The organism is Sorangium sp. So ce1335 (assembly GCF_051521615.1).
Taxonomy (GTDB): domain Bacteria; phylum Myxococcota_A; class Polyangia; order Polyangiales; family Polyangiaceae; genus Sorangium.
The window spans coordinates 8,385,852-8,409,360 of the sequence record NZ_CP150363.1 but is presented as its reverse complement, the minus strand read 5'-3'; the positions used below and the strand labels follow the sequence as shown (position 1 = coordinate 8,409,360).

The window sequence follows — 23,509 nt, the reverse complement described above, 5'->3', positions numbered from 1 at the left end:
CGACGCGAGCGGCGACCGAGGTGCCGTCCCCGGCGGCGCCCCTCGGGCCACCCCCGAGCCGCAAGGAGCGCCGGCGCGACTGGCGCCACGCCAGGGCGGGCCGCTTATCCAGGGCGTGATCGCCAAGCGTCGCCCCGCCGTCGCGCCGCCGCGCTCGCCCTGGAGCCCCGATCCATGACCGGGCCGCCGGCCTCGGGGGCCAGCGCGCCCGGCGTCCCCGGCGCGGTGATCGAGCTCGACGGCGTGAGCCGCCGCTACGGCGCGCACATCGCCGTGCGCGGCGCCTCGCTCCGCCTCGCGCCCGGGGCGATCCACGCGATCGTCGGCGAGAACGGCGCCGGCAAATCGACGCTCCTCAAGCTCTCGGCCGGCGTGATCGCGCCCGACGCGGGGGTCGTCCGCGTCGACGGCGATCCGCTCCGGCCGGCCACGCCCGCCGAGGCCGCCCGCCGCGGCGTGGGCATGGTCCACCAGCACTTCATGCTGATCGGGAGCTTCCGCGCCCTCGAGAACCTCGTGCTCGGCTGCGAGCCCGTGCGCCGCGGCGGGCGCCTCGACCTCGCGGTCGCGCGGGCCCGCGCCGGCGCGCTGATGCAGGCCGCGGGGCTCTCCATCCCGCTCGACGCCGTGACGTCGGCGCTCACCGTGGGCGAGCGGCAGCGGCTCGAGATCCTGCGGGTGCTCTACCGGGGGGCCCGGGCGATCCTGCTCGACGAGCCGACGGCCGTGCTCTCGCCGCTGGAGGCCGACGAGCTCTACGCGACGCTCCGGCGCCTCGCGCGCGAGGGGCGCACGGTCGCGGTCGTGACCCACCGGCTCGACGAGGTGGTCCGGTTCGCGGACCACGTCACGGTGATGCGCCGCGGGCAAATAGCGCTGTCCCGACCCGCGGCGGGCCGGCGCGCGGAGACGGAGCGCGATCTGACCCGCGCGATCATGGGCGGCGAGCCGCCGCCCGACGTCGAGCGGCCGCGGCTCGCCGAGGGCGCGCCCGCGGTGCTCGAGGTCGCCGGGCTGACCGTGGACGGCGCCGGCGGGCGGCGCCTGCTCGACGGCGTGACGTTCGCGGTGCGCGCGGGGGAGATCGCCGGCGTCGCGGGCGTCGAGGGAAACGGGCAGCGCGAGCTCGTGCGCGCCCTCGCCGGGATGGAGCCGGGCGCGGCAGGTCGCGTCGCCGTCGGCGGGGTCGATGTCTCGTCGTGGGACGTGCGCGCGCGCCGGGCGTGCCTCGGCGTCGTGCACGAGGACCGCCACGCCGAGGGCCTGCTCCCGGGCGCCTCGGTCGGCGACAACCTCGTCCTCGGCGACCTCGGCGACCTGCCGCGCGGCGCCAGCGGCCGCGCCGCCGAGGCGGCTCTCGTCGCGCGCCGCGTCGATCGCTTCCGCGTCGAGCCGCCCGATCCGGCCCGCCTCGCCGGCGAGCTCTCCGGCGGGAACCAGCAGAAGATCGTCGTCGCGCGCGCGCTCGACCGCATCGCGCCGGCGGCGCCCGCGCAGGGCGCGCCGACGCGGGCGCCGCGCCGGGCGGCCGCGATCCTCGCGCAGCCGACCCGGGGCGTCGACGTCGGCGCCGCCGCGGTGATCCACGGCGCCATCGCCGAGGCGGCGAGGGCGGGGCTCGCGATCCTCGTGATCAGCGCGGATCTCGGCGAGCTCCGGCGGCTCTGCCACCGGCTGCTCGTGATGCGCCAGGGCAGGATCGTCGCGAGCCTGCCGCCCGGGTGCTCCGACGAGCGGATCGGGCGCGCGATGCTCGGCCTGGAGGCCGCGTGAGCGCGGCGCGCGAGCCGACCGGGCCCGCGCGCTGGCTGCGCTGGCTGCGCGGGCTGCGCCAGCTGCGCGGGCTGCGCGGGCTGCGCGGGCTGCAGGAAGCCGCCCTGCCGGCGGCGCTCGTGCTCGGCGGCATCCTCCTCGCCCTGAACCTCATCTCGTTCGGCTTCGGCCAGGCGCCCGCCTCGGTGCTGCGCCTCGCCTTCGAGGGCACGTGGGGCACCCCGTACGGCGTGGGGCAGGTGCTCTTCAAGGCGACCCCGCTCCTCTTCACCGGGCTCGCCTTTTCCATCGCGCTCCGCGCCGGCCTCTTCAACATCGGCGCCGAGGGGCAGGTCGCGATGGCGAGCCTCGCGGGCGCCGTCGTCGCCGCCGAGCTCCCGCCGGGCACGCCGTGGCCCGTCGCCGTCCCGGCGTCGATCGCGTGCGCCATGGCCACCGGCGCCGCCGTCGCGCTCGTCCCGGCGCTCCTGCGCGCGCGCCTCGGCGCCCACGAGATCATCAGCGGGATCATGATGAACCGCGTCGTCGACGTGCTCGCGCCGTGGCTGCTCGCGTCGGCCCTCGGCGCGGCCGCGATGCGCACCGCGGACGCCATCCCGGCGGCCACGCTGCCGCGGCTCGACCGCTTCGTCCCGGCCCTGCGCGGCAGCGCCGCGAGCGTCGCCTTCGTCCTCGCGGTGGCGCTCGCGTTCGCGGCGCACCGCGCGCTGTCGCGGAGCCGCGCGGGCCGCGAGATGCGCTTCGTGGGGCTCGGCGCCGAGGCCGCGCGCGCGGAGGGCGTCGACGTGCCGCGCCGGCGCCTCGCGGCGATGCTCGCCTCGGGCGCCGTGGCCGGCGCCGCCATGACCGCGACGACGCTCGGCTACAAGGGGTACTACGAGCTCGGCCTCGGCGCGGGCGCCGGCTTCTCCGGGATCCCGGTCGCGCTGCTCGGCCGCGGGACGCCGCTCGGGCTCGTGCTCGCGGCCGTGCTCTTCGGCACCCTCGAGCAGGCCGGCCTCGCCGTGAACGCGCGCGTCCCGAAGGAGGCGATGGACGTGCTCGAGGCGCTGGCCATCGTCCTCGTCGCCGCCGCGGCGGGCAGCCGCGAGCGGGCGCGCCTCCCCGGGGCGGCGCCGTCGTGAGCCCGCCGGCGCTCGTGACGCTCGCGGAGACGCTGCGGATCGCCGCGCCGTACGCCTGCGCGGCGATCGGCGGCGTCTGGGCGGAGCGCGCGGGCGTCGTCCAGATCGGCCTGGAGGGGGTGCTGCTCGCCAGCGCGTTCGCCTCGGTGGCGGTCGCCCACGCGACGGGCAGCGCGGCGGCCGGCCTCGCCGCCGCCATCGCCGCGGGCGCCGCCCTCTCGCTCGGCCACGCCCTGCTCGTCGAGCGCGCCGGCGTGCACGCCGTCGTCAGCGGCATCGCGCTCAACCTGCTCGCCTACGCGGGCACGCGCCTGCTCCTGCGCGGCCTCTACGACAGCGCCTCGAGCTCGCCCGCCATCGATGGCTTCCGCGCAGGCCCGACCGGGAAGAGCGGCGCGGCGCTGCTCGCGCGCGTGCTCCTGGATCCGGTCGCCCTCGCGGCGGCGCTCGCGATCGCGGCCACGCCGCTTCTGCTCGCGCGCACCCGCTTCGGGCTCCGCGTGCGCGCCGCGGGCGAGGACGCCGTCGCCGCCGCCGCGGCGGGCGTCCCGGTGACCCGCGTCCGCTGCGCCGCGCTCGCGCTGTCCGGCGCGATCTGCGCGCTCGGCGGCGCGCACCTCGCCTACGACCAGCACCGCTTCGACGCCGGCATGTCGAGCGGCCGCGGCTTCATCGCGCTCGCGGCCGTCGTCGTGAGCGGCCTGCGCGCCGGCCGCGCGGCGCTCGCGTGCCTCGCGTTCGGCGCGCTGGAGGCGCTCCAGATCGCGCTCCAGCCCGCGGCGCGCGGGGCGTCGCGCGCGGGCGACCTCGTGCAGCTCCTGCCGTACGTCGCGACGCTCGCGGCCCTGGGGCTCGCGGCGCGGCGCGCCCGCCGGCCCGGCGCTCGCGCCGCGCCGTGACCTCGTCGGTCGCCTCGCCCCGCGGCGCGGATCGTCAAGGATCCGCGCCCTTCTCCGGCGCGACGCCGTGCCACCACTCGGCGAGATCGATCTCGATCGCGTCGAACGGCGCCGCGCGCACCTTCTCGTCCGCGCCGTGGATGCCGAGCTCCATCCACCGGCCCTCGACGTGCTCTGCGACGAGGAGCGTCCGGTCGCGGGGGTCGACGTACCAGATGTGCGGGACGCCGATCCGGATGTAGAAGCGGCGCTTGACGATCTGGTCGTAGCTCGCGGTGGTCGGCGACAGGATCTCGCAGACCCAGTCCGGCACGAGGGTGATGGGGCCCTTGACGGGGAGCGACGGGAGCCGTTCCCGGCGGAAGCCCGCGACGTCGGGCGACACCTCCGGCGCGCCGGGGAGCTGGATGCTCGGCTCGGGGAGGATCCACCAGCCGCCCGGGCCGCCGCGCCCTCGCTGGAACGGGTTCGTCAGGTCGGTCGTGATCAGCCCCTCCACGCTCGCGTGCGGCGCGCGCGGGCGAGGGAAGGCGTAGAGCGTGTCGTCGAGGATCTCGCCGCGCCAGGTCGGCGGCAGCGCCTCCAGGTCGGCGAGCGTGGCCGGACGGACGAGCCGAGGTGCGAGTTCCATGGGGGCAGCGACATCGTACCGCAGGAGGGAGGGGGACGCTTCGCGGGCGAGCCCCTCGCCGCCCCGTCACCATCCAAGCCGCTGCAGCCGCTCCCGCGCCCCCTTCACCCCGAAGATCGTCTCCTCGCCGGGCGGCACCACGGGCGCGAGCAGCACCGCCGCGAGGATCGCGGTCACCAGCAGCGGCGCGCGCGCGTCGTCGCCGGCGACCTGCGGCTCGCGCACCTGCCACGCGCGCCGCGCCCGCCCGAGCAGCGCGTCGAACCCGCGCCCGCCGATCGCCCGCACCCCCGCCGCGGCCGCCGCCCGGACCAGGGGCGCGCGATCGAGCGGCACCGTCAGCACGAGCACGCGGGTGGGCGCGCCGCCCGCGCGCGCGACGTCGACCTCGACGGCGTCGGCCATCGGCGTGGCCCCCGACGGATACGCCTTCTTCTGCACGAGCGTGAGCTCCGCCCGGAAGAAGACGCGCGCCTGGTGCGCCCACCGGTGCTCGTCGATCCGCGCCTCGGGCTCCGGCGACAGCAGCGACCAGCCCTCGCTCGGCGGCTGCAGATCGATCCGTCCTTCCGCCCACCCATTGCCGTCGAATTCCATGCGTGCGCCCGCTGCCACGGTAATCCGGAGCGGACCCGGGCGCGATCGCGCGAAGGCGCGACCGGCGCTCCGTGATCCATGTCATCTAGGGTAAAGGTTAGTCCCGCATGCCGAAGTCCGATCAGGGGCCGGAAGAGCAAGGCCGGGCCGCCCTGAAGGCGGCCCTGTTCGTACATCGCCGCGCCCCCCTCTCGCGCCTGCTCGCCCGCCGCGGGCTCGGCCCTTACCGCGGGTACGGCGAGCTGCTCGAGGCGCTCGACCGGCTCGCCGACCGCGGGGCGCAGCTCTCCCTGATCGGGCGGTCGGTCCGAGGCGAGCCGCTGCTCGCCGTCCAGCTCGGCGCAACCGGGGCGGCCGGCGCGGGCGGCTACCGGGAGGGCCCGGCCCCCGCGGCGCTGCCCGGCCAGCAGGGGGGGAGCTCCCGGGGCGGAGGGAGCCCTCCGCGCGCGGCGAGCCGTCCACACGGGGGGACCCAGCTGAACGGCGCGCCGGTCGCCGGGGCGCACCTCGGCCTCGGCGCGCAGGTCGGCGCGGACGAGCCGGCGCCGGACGACGCCGCCCCGGCGCAGCCGGACGAGCCCGCCGGGCCGATCGCGCGGCGCGGCCCCGGCGGCGCGGGGCGCGAGCGCGCGCGGACGACCGTGATCCTCTCCGGGATCCACCCGCTCGAGTGGATCGGCGTCGAGACCACCCTCGCGCTGCTCGAGCGCCTCGCGGCCGAGGACCTCGGCGGGCGGTCCATCTTCGCCGTCCCGATCGTGAACCCCGACGGGCTCCTCCGCGTCGAGATGAACCTCCGCGCCGGGCGCCACCGGTACGTGCGCGGCAACGCCCGCGGCGTCGACCTCAACCGGAACTTCGACGCCGGGTGGTACGAGCGCGGCCTCGTGCAGCGCCTCATCGGGCTCGTCTCGTCGCCCGGCAGCCGCCCCGCGAGCGAGCCGGAGGTCGAGGCGATCGCGCACGCGCTGTCCTCGCGCCGCATCGATCGCGCCCTGTCGCTGCACAGCGCCGGCGGCGCCGTGCTGTACCCGCCGGCGCACAGCCTCTGGCCCGTCGCCGACGCCGCCGAGCACCGCGCCTTCGCCCTGCGCGTCGCGCGCGCCGCGGACCGCAGGCCGTACCGCGCCATGTCGTACGTCCGCTTCGCCTGGGGCATCCGCAAGGCGGGGCTCGAGATCGACTGGCTCCACGACCGCCACGGGGCGCTGTCGCTCCTCGTCGAGTGCTCGCGCGGCAAGCTCGGCCTGCGCCCGTCGCGCCTCGTCGAGCCGTTCGCCTGGTACAACCCCCGCAAGCTCGACGACGCCGCGCCGCAGCTCGTCGAGTCCGTCCTGCCCTTCGTGAAGGGCGCGCGGGCCTGAGCGCGCCCTTCGTGGAGGCCGCGCGGGCCTGAGCGCGCCCTCCACGAAGGGCGCGCGGGCCGCTCAGAGCTCGGCCGGCTTGGCGACGGGGATCTTCTGCGTGCCGAGGAAGACGCCGACGGCGGCGAAGGTCGCGGCCATCAGGCCGTACGCCGCGAGCGCCCGGTGCTCGATCAGCCAGCCGGCGCCGATGGGGCCGACGATCTGCGAGATGCTCGCCAGCGACTGGCTCACGCCGAGCGCCGCGCCCTGCTCGTCGCGGCCGACGCTCTGGGTGAGCAGCGTGGTGATGGCCGGCCGCACGACCGCCGAGCCGAACGCCCCGAGCGCCACGAGCAGCAGCAGCGTGGGCAGCGCGTACGCCGCGCCCAGAAGGCCGTAGCCGAGCACCATCGTGCCGAAGCCGATCACCGCGAGCCGTTGCTCGCCGTACCGCTTCGCCAGCCGGCCGATCGCGCCGCCCTGGATGCTCCCGCCGATGAGGCCCGAGAAGGCGAAGAGGTAGCCCGTCTCCTTGACGCCGAACGCGAAGCGCCGCTCGAGGAAGAGCGCGAGGCCGCCGATGAGCGTCGAGAACGAGAGGGAGAAGGCGAAGAACTCGAGGAGCCGGCGGCGCGGGAGCGGCCGGTCGAAGAAGCGGCGGAAGGCGGCCCCGCGTCCGACGCGGCCGTCAGGCGACGGCCGGGCAGCCCCGGCCTCCGCCGCCTCGGCCGGGGCCGCCGCCGCGATCGGCTTGCTGGGAAGCAGCGTGGCCGTCAGGACGATCGACGTCAGCGACAGCGCCGCCGCGGCGAAGGCCGGGGCGCCGTAGCCGAACCGGCTCGCGAGCTCCCCCGTGACGGCCGGGCCGAGAAGGAACCCCGCGCCGAAGGCGATGCCGATCAGGCCGAACGCCCGCGTGCGCTCCTCCGGGCGGGTCACGTCGCTGATGTAGGCCTGCGCGATCGTCAGGTTCCCGGCCGTGAGGCCGTCGATGATCCTCCCGAGGAAGAGCATCCCGAGCGAGCTCGCCGAGCCGAGCACGAGGAACCCGAAGAACGTGCCGGTCTGGCTCGCGAGCAGCGTCGGCTTGCGGCCCACCCGGTCGGAGATCCGCCCGAGGATCGGCCCCGAGATGAGCTGGCAGACCGCGTAGCTCGCCGCGAGCACGCCGACGACGAGCTCGCTGGCGCCGAAGTGCTCCGCGTAGAAGGGGAGCAGCGGCAGGACGAGCGTGAGGCCGAGCACGTCGACGAAGACGGTCAGGAAAATCGGCAGGAGCGGCGAGCGGCGCATGGGGGGTCTCGGGGGCGATGGACTGCGGTGAGGGTCGCGGGCGATCCGCGCGGCGATGGACGGCGCGGCGGACGGGCGCCCGGACGGCGGTGTCCTCATGACCCATCTGCGCGGCGGAGTGTACCCTCCAGCGCGCCCGGGGGGCGCTGCCCGCCCTTCGGGGGCCGGCCCGGGGGCGCTCGCGCGGCGGCGCGGCGCTCACCCCGGCCCCGCGTGCCCTGGCTGACGCGCGCCAGGGCCTGCGCCGCCTGCCCTGGCTGCGCCGCCTGCCCTGGCTGCCCCGCTTACCGCGCCTGCGCGGCCTGCGCGCCTACCGCGATGGTCCCGTCGCGCGCGGCCCTGGCGCGTGGAGCGCGAGCGTCATCTGGATCTCGTCCAGGATGGCGCCGTCGACCCTGAACGCGTCGTCGCGGGTGCCGGCCGGGACGAAGCCCATGCGCGTGTAGAGCCGCACGGCGCGCTCGTTGTTGGAGAAGACGCCGAGGTCGAGGTAGGCGAGGCCCGCCCTGTCGCGGGCCCAGGCGATCGCCGTCTCGAGGAGGCGCCGGCCGTGGCCCTGCCCGGTGTAGGGGCCGAGGATGCCCATCGCGACGACGGCGCGGTGGCTCTCCGACCGCACGCGGCCGCCGCGCAGCTCGATGTGCCCGACGACGCGCGCCCGCGGCTCGCTGGACAGGAGCAGCCAGGCCCGGCCCCAGAGCGGCTCGTCGAGCGGCTTGTTCCAGCGCTCGCGCGCGCTCTGCTCGACGTCGTCGGGCGAGAGCGACGTCGCGACGGCGAAATGAGGCGCGCCGTTCCGGCCGGACTCGGCCACGTGCTCGATGAGGTACGCCATGAAGGCGCGCGCGTCCGAGCGCTGCGCCGGAACGATGGCAGGGACGGGGAGGGGAGGAGAGGGATCCATTCCGTGGCGCGCCGGGCCGCGGGCAGCGTAATGCCGCCGCTGCGCGCGTGCGACTGGAAGGGCGGCGGCGCGGGCGACGCTCGGCGCTGGCGCCCGGGCCGGCGGTCGGCGGCAGACGGCCGCGACGGCCCAGCGTGGAGCGCGCCCCGCGGGCAGGCGTCCGCGCGCTCAGGTCGGTGGCGCTGGGAGGGGAGAGGAGGGGGCGGAGAGGAAGGGGCGGGGGCCCCGGCGCGGGGCCCCCGGCGCAGCGAGGCGCGGATCAGTCGGGGTACACGCCGAGCTGGTCAGGCGAGGCGAGGCCGAGCTGGGCCATCATCTGGAGCATGTAGTCGGGCACCGACTTGTAGCCCTTCAGCTCGTACGCGTAGTGGTTCTTGTAGAGGGTGAGCTGCGTGCAGTTCGGGTTGATGTTCTGATCGCACGGCGGCACGTCCTTCAGCGCGCCGACCGGGGGCACGTCCTTGATCGCGGGATCCGGGACGATGATCGCGACGCCATCCGGGTGGTAGGTGACCATCGCGCGGCCGTACTTGTTGAAGCCCTTGCCGTACGCGGCGACGTACGCGGGATCGGCGGGGATGCTGGGGATGCTGCCGTCCGGTGCCAGCTCGCCGGGCTCCAACCTGCCGACGTACCGCTCCGTGTCGAGCTGGTAGCCCTTCGCCGTGAGGAAGTTGGCGTACTCGAGCACGCGGGCCGCGATGCCCTTCTGCACCCACTTGCCGCCGGAGGCCTCGCAGGACGCCCGGTCCGCGCCGCTCCCGAAGAGGCACTCCATGCCGTACGTGCGGGCGTAGTAGATCTGCCCGGACGTCGGGTCCTGCCACTCGATGCGCTGCTCGATCCCGGGCTCCGCGTCGTTGCCGAGCCGGTAGATGCGCATCATGTCCACCCAGTTCGTCTTGCCGTTCGCGGGGATGTACGCGAGCGTCCAGGCGATCAGGAACTTCTGCACCTCCCAGCCGACCTGCGGGTCGACGGCGACGGTCCGGCTCACGGTCTCCGGGTTGAAGTCTCCGCCGATGTAGTTCGTGCAGAGGTTCTTGCCGTCGCTCGGGAAGCAGACCTGCGGCCCCTCGTTCGGCCACCAGCTCACCCAGCCCATCGGGCGTGCCGGGAACTCCTTCGCCAGCGGGTCGGGATCCGTGCTCTCCGCGTCGAGCAGCGGGAAGCCGTTCTCGTCGGCCTCCAGGCGCGGCGCGAGCAGCGAGCGGTCGCCGGTGAGCGCGTTGGCGAGCAGGCGGCGGTACCCCTCGGGCAGCACGTCGGCCATGCCGACCGCGCGGAACCGCGCGTCGTAGAAGTCGCGGCGGGAGCTGCTCACGAACCGGTCCTCCGACTCGGAGAGGAGGATCGCCGCGTTGATCTTGTCGTAATAGCTGCCCGCGTTGATGGTGTAGTCGGTGTCGAAGTCGCCGTTCGAGTCCGAGTTCGCGTTCTCGAGCGGGTGACCGCCGAACCCGACGTCCTTCAGGTAGCCGGTCGAGCCGTTCGGGATCTGCACCAGCACGGGGCTGTTCTTCGTGCCGCCGAAGGAGCCGAAGTCGGTGCCGGCGCCGTAGTCGTCGCCGTCCTTGTTCGAGCGCAGGACCGGGTCGTTGAACAGCGGGTCGCGCAGGTAGTGCGGCCCCTCCTCCGGGCGCGAGAGCTGCCTGGTGAAGTGGTCGAACGCCACCGTCGCGGCCACGACGTTCTCCTCCAGGCCGCCCTCGATGAGGAGCGGCCACAGCGTGTCGAACGACAGGCCCTGGTTCGTCGCGAGATCCTGGTAGATCGTCCCGAAGAACCCGATGCCGCCGGCGATGCCGAGCAGCTTCTCGCTGTAGCGGGCGTACGAGCGATCCGCCGCGCTGCGGACGCTGAACGTCGTGCGGCCGCGCCGGAAGTTGTCGAAGATGTGCCTGTTCTCCTGCTGGGTGATCAGGAACATCAGCTGCTCGTACGGGTCGGCGCCGTTGTCGTGCCGGAAGACCGAGACGTTGCCGGTGTCGGCCCAGTTGTCGCTCGCGAACGCGTACGGGACGCGGACGCGCCTCTGCTGGTCGACCGCCGGGCCGCCGCGGAAGCTCGCGAGCGAGGTCTCGCCGTCCTGCGGCTTGCGCAGCTTGCGCCACGCCACGTAGTCGACCGGCTGCTGGCGGCAGCGCTTCGTCTCGCCGTCGACGGTGACGATGCCGCCGTCGATGACCTGGTGCCACTTGCCGTCGATCGCCTCGTTCCAGTGCGCGGGCGGGCCCGCCTGCACGTCGTAGCAGTCGCGGATGACCTCGTACTGCGACTGGAGCTGGGAGTAGTGGAAGTCCGTGACGCTGTCGTCGCCCCTGGAGAACGTCCCGTACTTGATGCCCGCCAGCCCGCCGAAGGTGTCGGTCGCCGCGAGGAGCGCGCCGCCGATCTTGCCGCCGGCCTGGTAGTTGCGCTCGCCGTTGTCGTAGACGCTCACCGTGTCGCCGTAGAAGAAGCGCGCGGCGGCGAAGTCGTAGACGCCGAGGCCGACGAGGTCCTGCGAGACGTCGCCCGGGTAGTCCATGACCGTGGAGTGCTGGAACATCCAGATCATGTTCTTCTGCTCTTCGTCCGTCAGCGCGTCGAAGTAGCGGGGGCCGACGCACTCCGCCGGGTCCTCGCCCGCGTTCCCCTCGCACTGCGCCCTGATCTTCCCGTTCCTCGTCCTGAGCTGCCAGTACTGGGGCCGGAAGAAGAGCGAGGCGTAGGTGCTCACGAAGTTGTGCCGGAGGCCGATCGAGTGCCCCATCTCGTGCGCGATGACCGCGTACTGGTAACGGCGCTGGATGTACTTGAACATCCGCTCGTAGCGCTCCCGCTTCTCCGCGGACGTCTCGTTGTCGCCGACGGGGAACTTCTCGCGGAGCGCCTCGGCGAGGCCGGTCATCGCCGAGGCCTCGGGGGCCTCGTGCAGGATGCAGGCGCCGCGCTCGGCGAGCGCGTTGTCGTGCAGGCGGCGGAGCTCCGACTGCACCTTCGGGTTGTTCATCGCGAACGGCGACGCGGCGGCGGCGATCGGGCCCTCGACCGGCAGGCCGGCGGGGATGCCCGCGCGCTGGAGCATCGCCGGGTTCATGAGCTCGGCCTCGGCGAGGGTGCCGCGGGCGGCCTTCATGCGCGCGCCGACGACCGCCTGGTGCGGCGAGGGGATGTCGCCCCGCACCGCGACGTCGGCCACCTGGGCCTTCATCGGCTTGATGAGCGCCTTGATCTCCGGGGAGACGCCGTGCGCGACGAGCTCCTTGTACTGCTCGGGGTCGAGCTTCGTGGCGCTCGCGAGCCGCGACGTGACCTCCTGCTTCGTCATCGTGGGCCCCTGGCCGCCGCCCGAGATGCGGCTCGCCTGCGCCCAGTCGCGGATGTACTTGCCCTCGGTGATCTCCGAGCTCGGGAGCTCGCCGTTGATGTAGCGGACGAGGTCGAGGAGCCCCTGCGCCGCGGAGTCGGTGACGTGGCTCCAGATGTTGATGCTGGCGGCCACCTTCTCGCCCGTCACCGGGTCGTCGGCGTCGACCATGATGCCCCACGCCGAGGGGGTCTGCGGCTTGTCGATGATGAGGACGCTGTGGTAGCGGAGGTCGCCGAGCCGCGGCGAGAGCCCCTCCTCGCCGCAGGCGGGGTGGTCGCTCGAGACGACGGGGTTGTGGCAGAGCACGATCACCGGCGGCTGCGTCACGACGGCGCCGATGGCGAGCGTCGCCTGGTCGTTGCCGCGCCGCTCGGAGAGCTCGGCCGCGGCCGCCTTGGCCGCGTCGTCGCACGCCGGCGCGTCCCAGCCGCTCTCGCGGCGGCACGCGTTCAGCTCGCGCGAGATCGCGATCGCCTCGTCGATGTCGTCCTGCTGGCCCTTCCACATCGGGAACCGCGCGTCGCAGTCCGCGGCGCCGGTCATCCTGCACTCGGCGAGGCGCGCCGTCTGGATCGACGTCTTCATCGCGAGATCCCACTCCTCGGCGGCCCAGTTGGTCGCCTCGAAGAGGTCCTCCGACGTGTTGCCGCCGATGTACCAGGGGATGGTGACGGCCTCGCGCTGCGCGTAGGGCAGCGTGCACTTCTGCTTGAAGACGTCGCACTGCGAGCCCGGGCCGGCCGCGGCGCACTCGTCGGCGGTGCCGTCGTTGTCCTCGTCGCGGTTCGGGTCGGCGGTCACGTCGCCGGAGGCGTAGGTCGTCTCGCGGGTCGCGCAGGCGATCGCGCCCTCCATCGTCTCCGGGCTCGTGTAGTAGTGGCTGCGCTTCCAGAGGTTGTAGCGGGCCGCGAAGCGCCGCCACTGGTTGTCCACGATGCCGTAGTTGCGCTCGTAGCCGTAGCGGTAGTCGAAGTTGAAGATGCCGAACGCCTGGAACCGGACGCCGTCGAAGTCGACCGGCTCGTAATCGGTGTCGACCACCTTCTTGAACGACTGCCGGATCTTGAGCTCGATCGGGTTGCAGTTGCCGTACGGGTCGGTGCCGCCGGCGAAGTCGCCCGGGAGCATGCAGGCCGGGAACTTGTCGATGCCCCAGCCGAGGCTCGAGAGGTCGATCATCGCCGGCGTGGCGAACGCCTTCGTCGTGACGTCGAAGTAGCCGGTCTCCGGATCGAGGTGCGGCGCGTCCTCGTTGGTCTCGTCGTCGGTCTCGCTGACGTGGTAGGCGAGCGGCTCGTACTCGATGCCGCCGTAGAGGCCGAGCTGCGAGAGGGTGTCGAAGTTGTAGGCGTCGGTGGCGAGGTTGCGCGACCAGTCGACGCGGATGTACGGGCGCTTGTACCAGGGCAGGTCGGTCGTGTTCTCGACGACGACGTTCGCCTTCTCGCCCGTGGCCGGGTTGTAGTCGTTCTTGATCTCGAAGTGCGACTTGATCGCGTAGCTCGCGACGATCTGGCCGTCGTTCGTCGTCTTCTTCGTGAGGCCGCTATAGTTGTTGCCCTTGCCGTCGGTCCCCTCGATGCGCTCGTAGGCGAGCCGGGCATTGAGCTGGTTCTCGGTGATCTCCCACTTGATGCGGGAGACGGGCTGGGCGTAGGTCGACGTGAAGAGCCCATCCTGGGCGGCGCCGTAGCCGACGTCGATGACCGTACCCCGCATGTAGAACTCGGGGTCGTCGGCGATGTCCTCCAGGCTGTCCCCGACGAAGAAGGACTTGGGGAGCACGTCCCTCTGCACCCGGTTGATATCGTCCCGCTCCTGGGCGCAGCCCGCGCCCACGACGGTCGTTGCGACGGTGCCGAGGAGCACCGCACGCCTTAAAATTCGATTCATCAACGATCCTCCGAAGCTGCCTGTCGAGATCGATGCGCAAGCCGGCCCTTCGCGACGCACGCGGCGCGACGCGAGGCATTTCCCCCCAGGCAAGAACGCTGCCAACGTGCTTCCAGCGTTCGAGTCCGTGCCCTTTCGATAAGTTAAGCACCTGTCGCACATTTGCACCGGGGGTGGCGTTAAAGAGTTAACTGCTGCCTGTCGAGCCTGCGACGGCGGCGTGTGCGGGGTAACGGCGCTCGGGCGGTGGCGCTGCGAGGTCGGGCGGCGGTCTGGACGGCCGGCGCGCGCCCGCGGGCGGCAGCGCCGTTCCTGCGCCGCGGCGGCGGCGCTGCTGTGCCCGGAGCGCGCCGCTGCCCGGCCCGACAAGTCGTCCGCTGTCACGTTCTTTGATATGGTCGCCGCGTGCACTCCCCCTCGCATCGAGCGCGCGGGTCGCGCAGGCGCGCGGACACCCCTGGCGGTGCGTTGCTGCGCGGGCGGCGCGGCGGCCGGGGAGCGAGCGAGCGGTACGGGCCCCCGCGGCGGAGCGGGCGGGGCGAGCGGCGGCGGGTGCCGGGCGCATGAGGCACGAGGCTCTCCTCGGCCGCAAGGTGGCCGGGCGGTTCACGATCACCCGCTTCCTCGGCGAGGGCGGGATGGCGAGCGTCTTCGTCGCCGAGCGCGACGCCGAGCCCCGCCGGGTGGCGATCAAGATCATGAACCCGGAGCTCACGGCGGACCGCGCGTTCGTCCGGCGCTTCCAGCGCGAGGCGAAGGCGGCGGCGCGGGTCAAGCACCCGAACTCCGTCAAGATCTTCGAGTACGGCGTCGAGGGCTCCCTCAGCTACATCGTCATGGAGCTGCTCGCGGGGGACGACCTCTACACGCTCCTCGAGCGGCACGGCGCGCTCGGCCAGGCGAGGGCGGTCCGCATCCTCTCGGAGGTGTGCGAGGCGCTCGCCGTCGCCCACGAGATGGGCGTCGTTCACCGCGACCTCAAGCCCGAGAACATCATGGTGGTGGCCGACCCCACCCACCCCCAGGGCGAGCGCGTGAAGGTGCTCGACTTCGGCATCGCCAAGATCCTCGACACCGCCGCGTCCGGCGACGAGCCCGAGCTCAACAACGAGCCGCGCTCCGTCGTCACGCGCGCGGGGACGTTCATCGGTACACCGGCCTACATGGCCCCCGAGCAGTGCGGTCTGCTGCCCGTCGATCAGCGGGTGGACCTGTACACGTGCGGGGTGCTGCTGTTCCAGCTCGTCACGGGGCGGCTGCCGTTCGAGGGGGAGACGCCGCTCCACACGGCGACGCTCCACATCCATGCGCCGGTGCCGGCGCCGAGGAGCTTCGCGCCGGGGATCGACCCGCGCCTCGAGGCGCTGATCGTGAAGGCGCTCGCCAAGCAACCGGAGGACAGGCACCAGACGGCGCGCGAGCTCGGCTACGGGCTGCGGGTCCTCCTCGCCGATCTGCCCGACACCGCGGTGGGGCTGGGGCCGATCTCGCGCCGGCAGCCGAGCTCGCTGTTCTCGCGGGACGCGCCGCCGGGATGGACGCCGCAGTCCTCGTTTCCGCCGCTGACGTCGCTGCCGAGCTCGACGTCGGTGCCTGTCTCCGCGCCCGCGCCGAGGCCGGAGGTCTCGATCGAGTCGGCCCGCACGCTCGTCTCGGGAGCGCCGGGCCCCGAGGCAGGGCCCCCGCCGGCGGTGCTGCTCAACGCGCCCCCCTCGGAGTTCCCGCCGACGCTCGATCCGACGCGGATGCAAGCGCCGGCGGGCGCCGAGCCGCAGCGCTGGGCGGGGGAGTCGGTGCCGGAGATCTCGCTGCAGCTCCCGTCCTGGACCCACGGCCCCAGCGAGGCGCTGCTCGCGGGCAACGGGCTGGCGTCGCCAGGCGCGTCCGACGACGCGGGCGAGGACGACAGCACGCTGACGATGGTCCGCCAGGACGAGCTGCGCGCTCCGCCGAAGGTCCGCGTCCACACGGCGGCGTACGACGACGGGGACGAGCTCGACATCACGCCGCCGGGCCGCGACGTGAAGGCGACGCTCCGCTCCGCGGAGGACTTCGGGCTCGGCACGCCGGAGAAGCGGGCCGAGGTCGGCCTCGTGCGCGTCGACTCCGCGCCGGCCGTCCCGCCGGTGACGCCGCAGAGCCCGCAGTTCGACGCCGGCGCGGCGGCCGCGTGGGACAGGCGGCCCGGGCGCGTCGCCAACAACACGCTGCGGCTCGTGTCGTCGCACGGGCCGGCGGAGAGCCAGCTCCCCACGGTGCAGCCAGGAGAGCTCCAGGCGGCGCACGGGTTCGGCGCGGCGCCCGAGTTCGGCGCGGCGCCCGAGCTCCGCGCGGCGCCCGAGTTCGGCGCGCCGCCGGGCTTCGGCGCGGCCAGCGCGGGGGGCGCCGTGGCGGCGATCCGGCCGCGCCCTGCCGCCGCCGCTGCGTCGGCGCCGGCCACGCCGGGCTCGCTGCCGCTCGAGCTCGACGCGACCCTCGCGGAGCAGCGCGCGGCGCTCGAGCGCCGCGCGACCGTGCCCGACACGTTCGTCGTGCCCCAGGCGCCGCCCGCGTCGCCGCCGGCGCGGGAGCCGAGCTGGCTCGCGGGAAAGCGCGGGCTGATCATCGGCTTCGTCGCCGGCATGCTCATCACGGCGACGGCGATGTTCCTGCTGATGCGCCTGCTCTGAGCCGCGCCGCGCGCCTCAGGGGATGTCGTACGTGAGCAGGCGGCACTCGATCGGGCCGTTGAACACGGTGAGCGAGCGCTCCGGCCGGCGGCGCATCGCGCGCTCGATCTCCTCGGTGCCGGCGAGGATGGCGACGCGGTGGCCCGCGAGCCGCGAGAGCGCGGCGGCCATGTCGCGGTAGAGGGCGGCCGTCCCCGGGAGGCGCTCGCCGTAGGGCGGGTTGGTCAGCACGTGGCCCGGCGGCGTGGTCGGGGCGAGCGCGGTGATCGGCTGGCAGCGCACGTCGATCTGCACGCCGGCCATCCGGGCGTTGCCGCGGGTGATCTCGGCGGCGCTGGGGTCGATGTCGGCGGCGACGATCGGCGGGCCGTCGGGCCGGATCCGCGCGCGGGCGGCGTCGCGGAGCGCGCTCGTGCGCTGCGCGGCGGCCTGATCGTGGCAGGCCCAGCGCTCGAAGCCGAAGCGCTGCGCGCGCAGGCCGGGGGCGATGTCGCGCGCCCAGAGCGCGGCCTCGAGGGCGATCGTGCCGGCGCCGCACATCGGGTCGACGAGCGGGCGGGCGCGGTCCCAGCCGGAGAGGCGGAGCAGGGCGGCGGCGAGGGTCTCCTTGAGCGGCGCCCCGCCGATGTGCGTGCGGTAGCCGCGGCGGTGGAGCGAGGCGCCGCCGAGGTCCGCGTAGAGCGTCGCCCTGTCGCGGACGAGGTGGACGAAGAGGGCGAGGTCGGGGTCGTCGAGGTCGACGGACGGGCGGGCGCCGACGCGGCGCCGGATCTGGTCGACGATCGCGTCCTTCGTCCGCTGGGCGATGAACTGGGTGTGGGTCAGCGCGCTCGAGCGGCAGGAGGCGCGGACGGCGAGCGTGTGGACCGGGCTCAGGTAAGGGGCCCAGTCGACGCCGGAGACGCCCTCGTAGAGCGCGTCCCCGCTCGGCGCGTCGAAGGCGGCGAGCTCCGCGAGCACGCGCACGGCGGTGCGGAGCTCGATGCAGGCGCGGAAGCCCTCGTCCGGGGCGCCGGAGAAGTGGACCCCGCCGCGATCGGCGCGGACGCCGCGGAAGCGGAGCTCGCGGAGCTCGTCGCGGAGGGCGGGCTCGGTGCCTTTGGCGGCGGTCGCGAAGAAGTCCATGGCGCCGGGGCTTGTAGCCGATCGATCGCGCGGCGGCCCTCACGAACGCGTCCGGCGGCCGCGCGTCGCGAGCGCGCGCGGCCGCCGCCGTCGCCGCCGCGCGACGCGACGATGGAGGGCCAGATCCTCCGCGGGCCGGCGGCGCGTGAGCTCGGCCGGCGCCGCGCGGCGGGGCGCGGCCGTGGCACTGGATTCGCATGGATGACGGAGCAGCGGCGCCCGCGCGCGGTACGCGGCGAGCGGGCGGCCTGGCGAGGGGGCGAGGGCGTTGCCCGGCGGAGATCGCCGGCACGGCCATGTCGAGGAGGGGAGACCATGCGGCGGCATCCGATGACGGCGGCGAGCGGCATCAACATCGCGTTCGGGATCTGGTTGTTCATCTCCGCCTTCCTCTGGCGGCACAGCCAGGGGCAGTTCACGAACACCTGGGTGGTGGGCGCGCTCTGCGTGCTCTTTGCCCTGCTCGCGATCTGGGCGCCGAAGGCGCGCTACCTCAACACGATCCTGGCGATCTGGCTCTTCGTCAGCGCCTGGGCCATCCCGGCGGTGTCGATGGGGACGGTGTGGAACAACGTGCTCGTCTCGATCGTCATGCTCGTCGTTTCGCTCCTCCCCACCCTGCCGGCGGAGCGCGGGGTGCGGGGCCCGGGGGCCGCGCCGCGCCTGTAGGGGCGCGCGGGGCGCGGCGCCGGCTCCGGGCCGGCGTCGCGCTGCCGGCAGGTCGCGCCGCTCTGGCCGGCCCGCGGCGCGTGTTCGCCTCGCGGCGGCGATCGTGTATAGCGGCGTCGCGAGCGCCGCGCGCAAGCCCGCGAGAGGATGTCCCGATGAAGCTCAGCGTCAACGTGAACAAGATCGCGCTCCTGCGGAACTCGAGGGGCCACGACGCGCCCAACGTCCTCTCGTTCGCGCAGAAGATCGTGGGTTACGGGGCGCACGGCATCACGATCCACCCGAGGGCCGACCGGCGGCACATCACGCCGGACGACGCGCGGGCGGTGACTCGCCACATCACCACGGTGGAGACGAACTTCGAGGGCGACATCCGCGAGGAGTTCCTCGATCTCACGCTCGAGCTCCGGCCGACGCAGTGCACGCTGGTCCCTGTCTCGCCGGGGGAGCTCACCTCGCACCGCGGCTGGGACGTCGTGAAGTGGCGGTTCCTCCTCCAGCCGGTGGTGAAGCGGCTCAAGGACGAGGGGATCCGGACGAGCCTCTTCGTCGAGGCCGACCCGTCGGTGGTGCCGGTGGTCGCGGAGATCGGGGCCGATCGCATCGAGATCTACACGGGCCCTTATGCGCAGGCGTTCGACCGCGGAGATCACCGCGCGGAGCTCGACAAGATCGTCGCGACGGTGAGGGCCGCGGTGGACGCGGGGGTCGGGATCAACGCGGGGCACGACCTCACCGTGGACAACCTCGGGCCGCTCGTGCGCGAGGCGCCGCAGATCCAGGAGGCGTCGATCGGCCACCACCTCGTGGCGCACGCGCTGGAGGTCGGCATGCAGCGGTCGGTGGCCGACTACCTCCTGGCCGTCGAGGGGCGGTACAAGCCGCCCGCGCGCTAGAGCAACAAACGGGTTGAACCCGCCTGAAACGAGCAGAACTTCGAACCGCCAAGACGCCAAAGACGCCAAGACATTGTCTTCTTCTTGGCGCCCTTGGCGCCTTGGCGGTTCATTTCTCGCTCGCTCAACGTGCTCGTTGTTCCAGGGGGCCTTGCCGTCGATCCGGAGAGGATGAATCGCTCTCCTCTCTCGTCTTGGGACTCCTGGCGTCCTGGTGTTCAACTTCACTGCTCGAGGACAATCGCTCGTCGCGCATCGGCGGCGAGCGGTTGCTTCGATGCTCTCGTGTCCTGACGCTGTCGCATGGATTGGACTCGGTAGATCGCCATCGAGGACTACATCAACGAGCTCGCCAGCGCGCTGATCCGCGACGCAGAAGCCAACCTCGCGATGGACGAGGACGAGCAGCGCGCGCCGGCGGAATGACGGGAGACAAGGCACGGGAATCGGTCGACAGGAGCTGCGCTGTCCAGGGGAGCCGGCCGATGGGGCCGATGACGGCAGCGGCGGCCGTCCGGCCGGTCGCGCCCCGCGGTGGGCGGATCTTTGCGCTGACGACCTCTCCTGCTAGGTTGCCGGCGGCGCCTCGGCGAGGGGCGCCCCGGACGAGACGCGCCGTACCCGGTCAGGACAAGACGACGCGACCACATCACAAGGAGATGTCGTCATGTCCTGGCTGGTGTTGCTCCTGGCGGGCCTGCTCGAGGTTTGCTGGGCCGTCGGGCTCAAGTACACACAGGGTTTCACGCGCCCGCTGCCGACCACGCTCACCATCGGCGCGATCATCGCGAGCCTGGTCCTGCTCGAGTACGCCTCGCGCACCCTGCCCATCGGCACGGCCTACGCCGTCTGGGTCGGCATCGGCGCGTTCGGGGCGGCCGTTGCGGGTATCTTCCTGTTCGGCGAGCCGGCCACGCCCGCGCGGCTCGGCTTCCTCGCGCTGCTCGTCGTGGCCATCCTCGGCCTGAAGCTCTCGAGCCACTGAGCGTCCACTGAGCGTCCACTGAGCGTCCACCGCAGAGCCGCGGCGAGCCCGCGGCCGACCGCCCCCGGCTGGACTACCCTCGTCCTCATGCACGGAACCCCTGAAGCCCGCGCCCTTCACGCGCAGTTCCCCGCCATCGATCTCCACGCCGACAGCCTCATGTGGTCGCGCTGGGTCGGCTACGATCTGCACGAGCGCCACGAGCCGCCGCTGCCGCTGGCGGCCCTCGGCGGGCACGTCGACGTCCCCCGGCTCGTCGAGGGCGGCGTCGGCGCGCAGTTCTTCGGGCTCGTCTCGCTGCCGATCGGGCAGCGGCGCGGCCTCGCCGCCGTCATCGACGAGCAGATCGACCTCCTCGAGCAGGCCGTGCGCGCGCAGCCAGGCCGCCTCGTCAAGGCGCTGACCGCGGAGGACGTCGAGGCGGCGAGGGCCCGCGGCGCGGTCGCGGCCCTGCTCGGCGTCGAGGGCGCCCACGCGCTCGAGGGCGAGCTCGACACGCTCGAGCGCTTCGCCCGGCGCGGCGTGCGCTACCTCGGGCTCTGCCACTTCACGGCCAACGAGGCGTGCTTCCCCGCCTACGGCAGCGGCCGCAACGACGGCGCGGGCCTCACCCCCTTCGGCCGCGACGTCGTGCGCCGCGCCGAGGACCTCGGCGTCATCGTCGACCTCGCGCACATCAACCGCGCGGGCTTCCTCGAGGCCTGCGCCCTCGCGCGCCGGCCGCCGGTCGTCAGCCACACCGGCGTCGCCGGCGCGTTCGAGCACTGGCGCAACATCGATGACGACCAGCTCCGCGCCGTGGCCGACCGCGGCGGGTGCGCCGGGATCATCTTCTGTCCGCTCTACCTCGGAGGTAACGGGCTCGAGCCCGTCGTCAGGCACCTGCGCCACATCATCAACGTTGCCGGCGAGGACACCCCGGCGCTCGGATCCGATTGGGACGGCTTCATCATCCCGACACGCGATCTCCGCGACGCCGCGCACCTTCCGCTCTTGACGGATGCGCTGCTCGCAGCGGGGTTGAGCGAGCGCGTCATTGCCAAGGTGCTTCGGGGAAACGTGATGCGCATTTTGCGCGACAACCCGCTTCCACAAGGGCGTGCGGTTGCGTAGCCTGTGCCTCAAGGGGGCAGTCGGGGTGGGTGGTCCCTCCGGCGCTGCTCGAGGTCTCTCCACGCCGAGAGGAAGCAGCTCATGACTCTCCATCGCCTCGCCGCGCAGGGCTACGCGACTGCAGCCGACGCCTACGAGAAAGGGCGCCCCGATTACCCGCGCGGCGCGATCGAGCTGCTGCTCGACACGCTCCGCATCGACGCCTCGAGCACCGTGCTCGATCTCGGCGCGGGGACGGGCAAGCTCACGCGGCTCCTGGCGCCGACGGGCGCGCGGCTCCTCGCGCTCGAGCCGGTGGAGGGGATGCGCCGCAAGCTCAGCCAGATGGTCCCGTCCGCCACGCTGCTCGACGGCGTCGCCGAGGCCATCCCCCTGCCCGACGCGTCGGTCGACGCCGCGGTCGCCGCGCAGTCGTTCCACTGGTTCCACGGCGATCTCGCCCTGGCCGAGATCCACCGCGTGCTCCGGCCGAAGCGGCGCCTCGCGCTGCTCTTCAACCTGCGCGACGAGCGCGTCGACTGGGTCGCCCGCATCTCCCGCATCCTCGACCGCCACGGCCGGGACGCGCCGACCCACAGGATCGGCGCGTGGCGCCGGACGTTCTTCGAGAGCCGCCTGTTCGCGCCGCTCGGCGAGCACGAGCTCACCCACGCGCAGGAACTCGACCTCGACGGGCTCCTCGAGCGCGTCGCCTCGATCAGCTACATCGCCGCGCTCCCGCTCCAGGAGCGGTACGCGGTCCTGAACGAGGTCCGCGACCTGGCGGCGACCCACCCGGACCTCGCGGGCAAGAGCGCGTTCCTCTTCCCGTACCGCACGCTCGTTGCGTCGTACGAGCGGCGCTGAGCCGCCCGCGGGCGGGCCGAGCGGCGCTGAGCCGCCCGCGGGCGGGCCGAGCGGCGCTGAGCCGCCCGCGGGCGGGCCGAGCGGCGGCGAGCCCGCGGCGGATGCGCCGTGCTAGAGCGGCGCCGCATGTCGGCGAACGAGGTCGTGATCGTCGGCGGCGGGCCGGCGGGCATGAGCACGGCGATCTTCCTCGTGCACCATCGCCCGGCCCTCGCCGACAGGATCGTGGTGCTCGAAAAGGAGCGCTACCCGAGGGACAAGTGCTGCGCGGGCGGGCTCGGCGGGCGCGCGGACAGGACGCTCGCGGCCGCCGGGGTGACGATCGACGTGCCCTCGGTCCCGGTGAACGGCGTCAGCGCGGCGTTCCAGTCCGGCGAGCTCGCGCTGCGCGAGGGGCACATCGGCCGCGTGATCCGGCGCGTCGAGTTCGACCGTGCGCTCGCGGGCGCCGCGCGGGCGCGGGGCGTCCGGATCGTCGAGGGGGCGCGGGTCACGGCCGCCGCGCTGGGCCCGCGCGGCGCGCAGGTCGAGAGCTCGGCCGGGGCCTTCGCCGGCCGGGTCGTCGTGGGCGCCGACGGCGTCGGCAGCGTCGTGCGCCGCGCGATGGGGCTGCCGTTCGGCCGGCTGCGCGCGCAGGCCGTCGAGGTCGACACCGAGCCCGTCGCGGCCGACCGGGCGCGGGATCTCCTGCACTTCGAGATGCGGGATCGCTCGTTCCCCGGCTATCTCTGGGATTTCCCCACGGTCGTCGGCGGGCGCGAGCTCGTCTGCCGGGGCGCGTACGTGCTGCACGAGGGCGCGCTCGACGGCGGGCGCGCGGCGGGCGAGGCGCCCGACGCCGAGCGCGTCCTGCGCCGCAGGCTCGAGGCGCTCGGCCTCGACCCGGGCCGCTACAGGCGCAAGCGCTTCGCCGAGCGCGGGCTCGACCGGGCGGCCGCGATCGCGCGGCCCGCGGCGCTGCTCGTCGGCGAGGCGGCGGGCATCGATCCGATGCTCGGCGAAGGGATCGCCCAGGCGATCGCGTACGGCGCGCTCGCGGGCGCGTACCTCGCCGAGAAGCTCGAGGCCGGTGATCTCCGCTTCGACGACTGGGGCCGGCGCGTGGAGCGGTCGCTCTTCGGCCTCGACATCCGCTTCCGGCGCCGGGTGATGCGCGCCTTCTACGGCGCGCCGCGGGAGCGCGTGGAGCGCTACCTCCTCGACGAGCCGTCGTTCCTGCGCTTCGGCATGCGCCACTTCGCCGGCAGACCCCAGCCCGCGCCGGACGCGCTGCGCGCCGCGGCGACGGGCGCGCTCGTGGTGGGACGGATCGGGATCGATCGCCTGCTCGCGTCGCTCCCGGCGCGCGGCGCGCGCGAGCATCGCCCCCGGGGGCGAGCGTGATAGCATCG

At 74.1% G+C, this 23,509-nt stretch carries 17 protein-coding genes and 1 riboswitch; of the genes, 11 read left to right on the top strand and 6 right to left on the bottom strand.

The window, feature by feature from the left end; genetic code table 11:
* Window positions 1-174: 174 nt before the first annotated feature.
* From WMF24_RS31020 to WMF24_RS31010, 3 genes are read left to right on the top strand one after another with little or no spacing between them, the layout of a single operon-like run.
* On the top strand, window positions 175-1,773 hold the full coding sequence (locus WMF24_RS31020) for an ABC transporter ATP-binding protein (protein WP_437731031.1): 1,599 nt from the start codon (window positions 175-177) through the stop codon (window positions 1,771-1,773).
* Entirely contained in the window at window positions 1,770-2,897 is a 1,128-nt protein-coding gene (locus WMF24_RS31015; protein WP_437731030.1) for an ABC transporter permease, read from the top strand. Before WMF24_RS31020 ends, WMF24_RS31015 begins: the two co-directional genes overlap by 4 nt.
* The gene (locus WMF24_RS31010) at window positions 2,894-3,796 is read left to right on the top strand and encodes an ABC transporter permease subunit (protein WP_437731029.1); all 903 of its coding nucleotides are present in this window, start codon (window positions 2,894-2,896) and stop codon (window positions 3,794-3,796) included. The genes WMF24_RS31015 and WMF24_RS31010 overlap by 4 nt, the downstream gene beginning before the upstream one ends.
* 34 nt (window positions 3,797-3,830) lie before the next feature.
* On the opposite strand, the gene WMF24_RS31005 is transcribed toward WMF24_RS31010, so the two are convergent.
* Both WMF24_RS31005 and WMF24_RS31000 read right to left on the bottom strand, forming a co-directional pair.
* The gene (locus tag WMF24_RS31005) at window positions 3,831-4,427 is read right to left on the bottom strand and encodes a Uma2 family endonuclease (RefSeq protein WP_437731028.1); all 597 of its coding nucleotides are present in this window, start codon (window positions 4,425-4,427) and stop codon (window positions 3,831-3,833) included.
* Window positions 4,428-4,493: 66 nt separating this feature from the next.
* Window positions 4,494-5,024 (bottom strand): hypothetical protein, encoded by a 531-nt coding sequence (locus tag WMF24_RS31000; protein ID WP_437731027.1) that lies wholly within the window; start codon window positions 5,022-5,024, stop codon window positions 4,494-4,496.
* A gap of 107 nt (window positions 5,025-5,131) precedes the next feature.
* Between WMF24_RS31000 and WMF24_RS30995 the strand changes: the two genes are divergently transcribed.
* Window positions 5,132-6,388, top strand: a complete 1,257-nt coding sequence (locus tag WMF24_RS30995; protein WP_437731026.1) for a M14 family metallopeptidase — start codon at window positions 5,132-5,134, stop codon at window positions 6,386-6,388.
* Between the two features lie 63 nt (window positions 6,389-6,451).
* Here the strand turns inward: WMF24_RS30995 and WMF24_RS30990 are convergent, their stop codons facing one another.
* The 3 genes from WMF24_RS30990 to WMF24_RS30980 all read right to left on the bottom strand — a co-directional run bounded on the left by WMF24_RS30990 (window position 6,452) and on the right by WMF24_RS30980 (window position 13,815).
* Window positions 6,452-7,663 carry an MFS transporter gene (locus WMF24_RS30990; RefSeq protein ID WP_437731025.1) on the bottom strand — a complete coding sequence of 404 codons (1,212 nt, stop codon included), beginning with the start codon at window positions 7,661-7,663 and terminating at the stop codon, window positions 6,452-6,454.
* A gap of 310 nt (window positions 7,664-7,973) precedes the next feature.
* Complete coding sequence (locus WMF24_RS30985) at window positions 7,974-8,567, bottom strand: N-acetyltransferase family protein (protein ID WP_437731024.1); 594 nt, start codon at window positions 8,565-8,567, stop codon at window positions 7,974-7,976.
* A gap of 259 nt (window positions 8,568-8,826) precedes the next feature.
* Window positions 8,827-13,815: a hypothetical protein gene (locus WMF24_RS30980; protein WP_437731023.1), complete on the bottom strand. Its 4,989-nt coding sequence runs from the start codon at window positions 13,813-13,815 to the stop codon at window positions 8,827-8,829.
* 563 nt (window positions 13,816-14,378) lie between these two features.
* On the opposite strand from WMF24_RS30980, the gene WMF24_RS30975 reads away from it, so the two are divergent.
* On the top strand, window positions 14,379-16,484 hold the full coding sequence (locus tag WMF24_RS30975; protein ID WP_437731022.1) for a protein kinase domain-containing protein: 2,106 nt from the start codon (window positions 14,379-14,381) through the stop codon (window positions 16,482-16,484).
* Window positions 16,485-16,499: 15 nt separating this feature from the next.
* Here WMF24_RS30975 and WMF24_RS30970 read toward each other — a convergent pair whose 3' ends face one another.
* Window positions 16,500-17,609, bottom strand: a complete 1,110-nt coding sequence (locus WMF24_RS30970) for a THUMP domain-containing class I SAM-dependent RNA methyltransferase (protein WP_437731021.1) — start codon at window positions 17,607-17,609, stop codon at window positions 16,500-16,502.
* Between the two features lie 315 nt (window positions 17,610-17,924).
* On the opposite strand from WMF24_RS30970, the gene WMF24_RS30965 reads away from it, so the two are divergent.
* From WMF24_RS30965 to WMF24_RS30940, 6 genes are all read left to right on the top strand, one after another.
* Window positions 17,925-18,278 (top strand): SPW repeat domain-containing protein, encoded by a 354-nt coding sequence (locus tag WMF24_RS30965; RefSeq protein WP_437731020.1) that lies wholly within the window; start codon window positions 17,925-17,927, stop codon window positions 18,276-18,278.
* Window positions 18,279-18,433: 155 nt separating this feature from the next.
* Window positions 18,434-19,174 carry a pyridoxine 5'-phosphate synthase gene (locus WMF24_RS30960; RefSeq protein ID WP_437731019.1) on the top strand — a complete coding sequence of 247 codons (741 nt, stop codon included), beginning with the start codon at window positions 18,434-18,436 and terminating at the stop codon, window positions 19,172-19,174.
* 578 nt (window positions 19,175-19,752) lie between these two features.
* Window positions 19,753-19,819: riboswitch (guanidine-III (ykkC-III) riboswitch) on the top strand.
* A 22-nt stretch (window positions 19,820-19,841) separates the two neighbouring features.
* The gene (gene sugE, locus WMF24_RS30955; protein ID WP_437731018.1) at window positions 19,842-20,159 is read left to right on the top strand and encodes a quaternary ammonium compound efflux SMR transporter SugE; all 318 of its coding nucleotides are present in this window, start codon (window positions 19,842-19,844) and stop codon (window positions 20,157-20,159) included.
* Between the two features lie 87 nt (window positions 20,160-20,246).
* Entirely contained in the window at window positions 20,247-21,272 is a 1,026-nt protein-coding gene (locus WMF24_RS30950; protein WP_437731017.1) for a dipeptidase, read from the top strand.
* A gap of 81 nt (window positions 21,273-21,353) precedes the next feature.
* Window positions 21,354-22,118: a class I SAM-dependent methyltransferase gene (locus WMF24_RS30945; RefSeq protein ID WP_437731016.1), complete on the top strand. Its 765-nt coding sequence runs from the start codon at window positions 21,354-21,356 to the stop codon at window positions 22,116-22,118.
* Between the two features lie 126 nt (window positions 22,119-22,244).
* The gene (locus WMF24_RS30940) at window positions 22,245-23,501 is read left to right on the top strand and encodes an NAD(P)/FAD-dependent oxidoreductase (protein WP_437731015.1); all 1,257 of its coding nucleotides are present in this window, start codon (window positions 22,245-22,247) and stop codon (window positions 23,499-23,501) included.
* The last annotated feature ends 8 nt before the right edge of the window (window positions 23,502-23,509 follow it).

What these genes read in the sequence shown, in the direction of transcription:
- WMF24_RS30950 (WP_437731017.1), top strand. Translation starts at nt 20,247, where the DNA reads ATGCACGGAACCCCTGAAGCCCGCGCCCTTCACGCGCAGTTCCCCGCC.
- WMF24_RS30985 (WP_437731024.1), bottom strand. Translation starts at nt 8,567, where the DNA reads ATGGATCCCTCTCCTCCCCTCCCCGTCCCTGCCATCGTTCCGGCGCAG.
- WMF24_RS30960 (WP_437731019.1), top strand. Translation starts at nt 18,434, where the DNA reads ATGAAGCTCAGCGTCAACGTGAACAAGATCGCGCTCCTGCGGAACTCG.
- WMF24_RS30980 (WP_437731023.1), bottom strand. Translation starts at nt 13,815, where the DNA reads ATGAATCGAATTTTAAGGCGTGCGGTGCTCCTCGGCACCGTCGCAACG.
- WMF24_RS31020 (WP_437731031.1), top strand. Translation starts at nt 175, where the DNA reads ATGACCGGGCCGCCGGCCTCGGGGGCCAGCGCGCCCGGCGTCCCCGGC.
- sugE (WP_437731018.1), top strand. Translation starts at nt 19,842, where the DNA reads ATGTCCTGGCTGGTGTTGCTCCTGGCGGGCCTGCTCGAGGTTTGCTGG.
- WMF24_RS30970 (WP_437731021.1), bottom strand. Translation starts at nt 17,609, where the DNA reads ATGGACTTCTTCGCGACCGCCGCCAAAGGCACCGAGCCCGCCCTCCGC.
- WMF24_RS30945 (WP_437731016.1), top strand. Translation starts at nt 21,354, where the DNA reads ATGACTCTCCATCGCCTCGCCGCGCAGGGCTACGCGACTGCAGCCGAC.
- WMF24_RS30995 (WP_437731026.1), top strand. Translation starts at nt 5,132, where the DNA reads ATGCCGAAGTCCGATCAGGGGCCGGAAGAGCAAGGCCGGGCCGCCCTG.
- WMF24_RS30990 (WP_437731025.1), bottom strand. Translation starts at nt 7,663, where the DNA reads ATGCGCCGCTCGCCGCTCCTGCCGATTTTCCTGACCGTCTTCGTCGAC.
- WMF24_RS30975 (WP_437731022.1), top strand. Translation starts at nt 14,379, where the DNA reads ATGAGGCACGAGGCTCTCCTCGGCCGCAAGGTGGCCGGGCGGTTCACG.
- WMF24_RS31000 (WP_437731027.1), bottom strand. Translation starts at nt 5,024, where the DNA reads ATGGAATTCGACGGCAATGGGTGGGCGGAAGGACGGATCGATCTGCAG.
- WMF24_RS30965 (WP_437731020.1), top strand. Translation starts at nt 17,925, where the DNA reads ATGCGGCGGCATCCGATGACGGCGGCGAGCGGCATCAACATCGCGTTC.
- WMF24_RS30940 (WP_437731015.1), top strand. Translation starts at nt 22,245, where the DNA reads ATGTCGGCGAACGAGGTCGTGATCGTCGGCGGCGGGCCGGCGGGCATG.
- WMF24_RS31005 (WP_437731028.1), bottom strand. Translation starts at nt 4,427, where the DNA reads ATGGAACTCGCACCTCGGCTCGTCCGTCCGGCCACGCTCGCCGACCTG.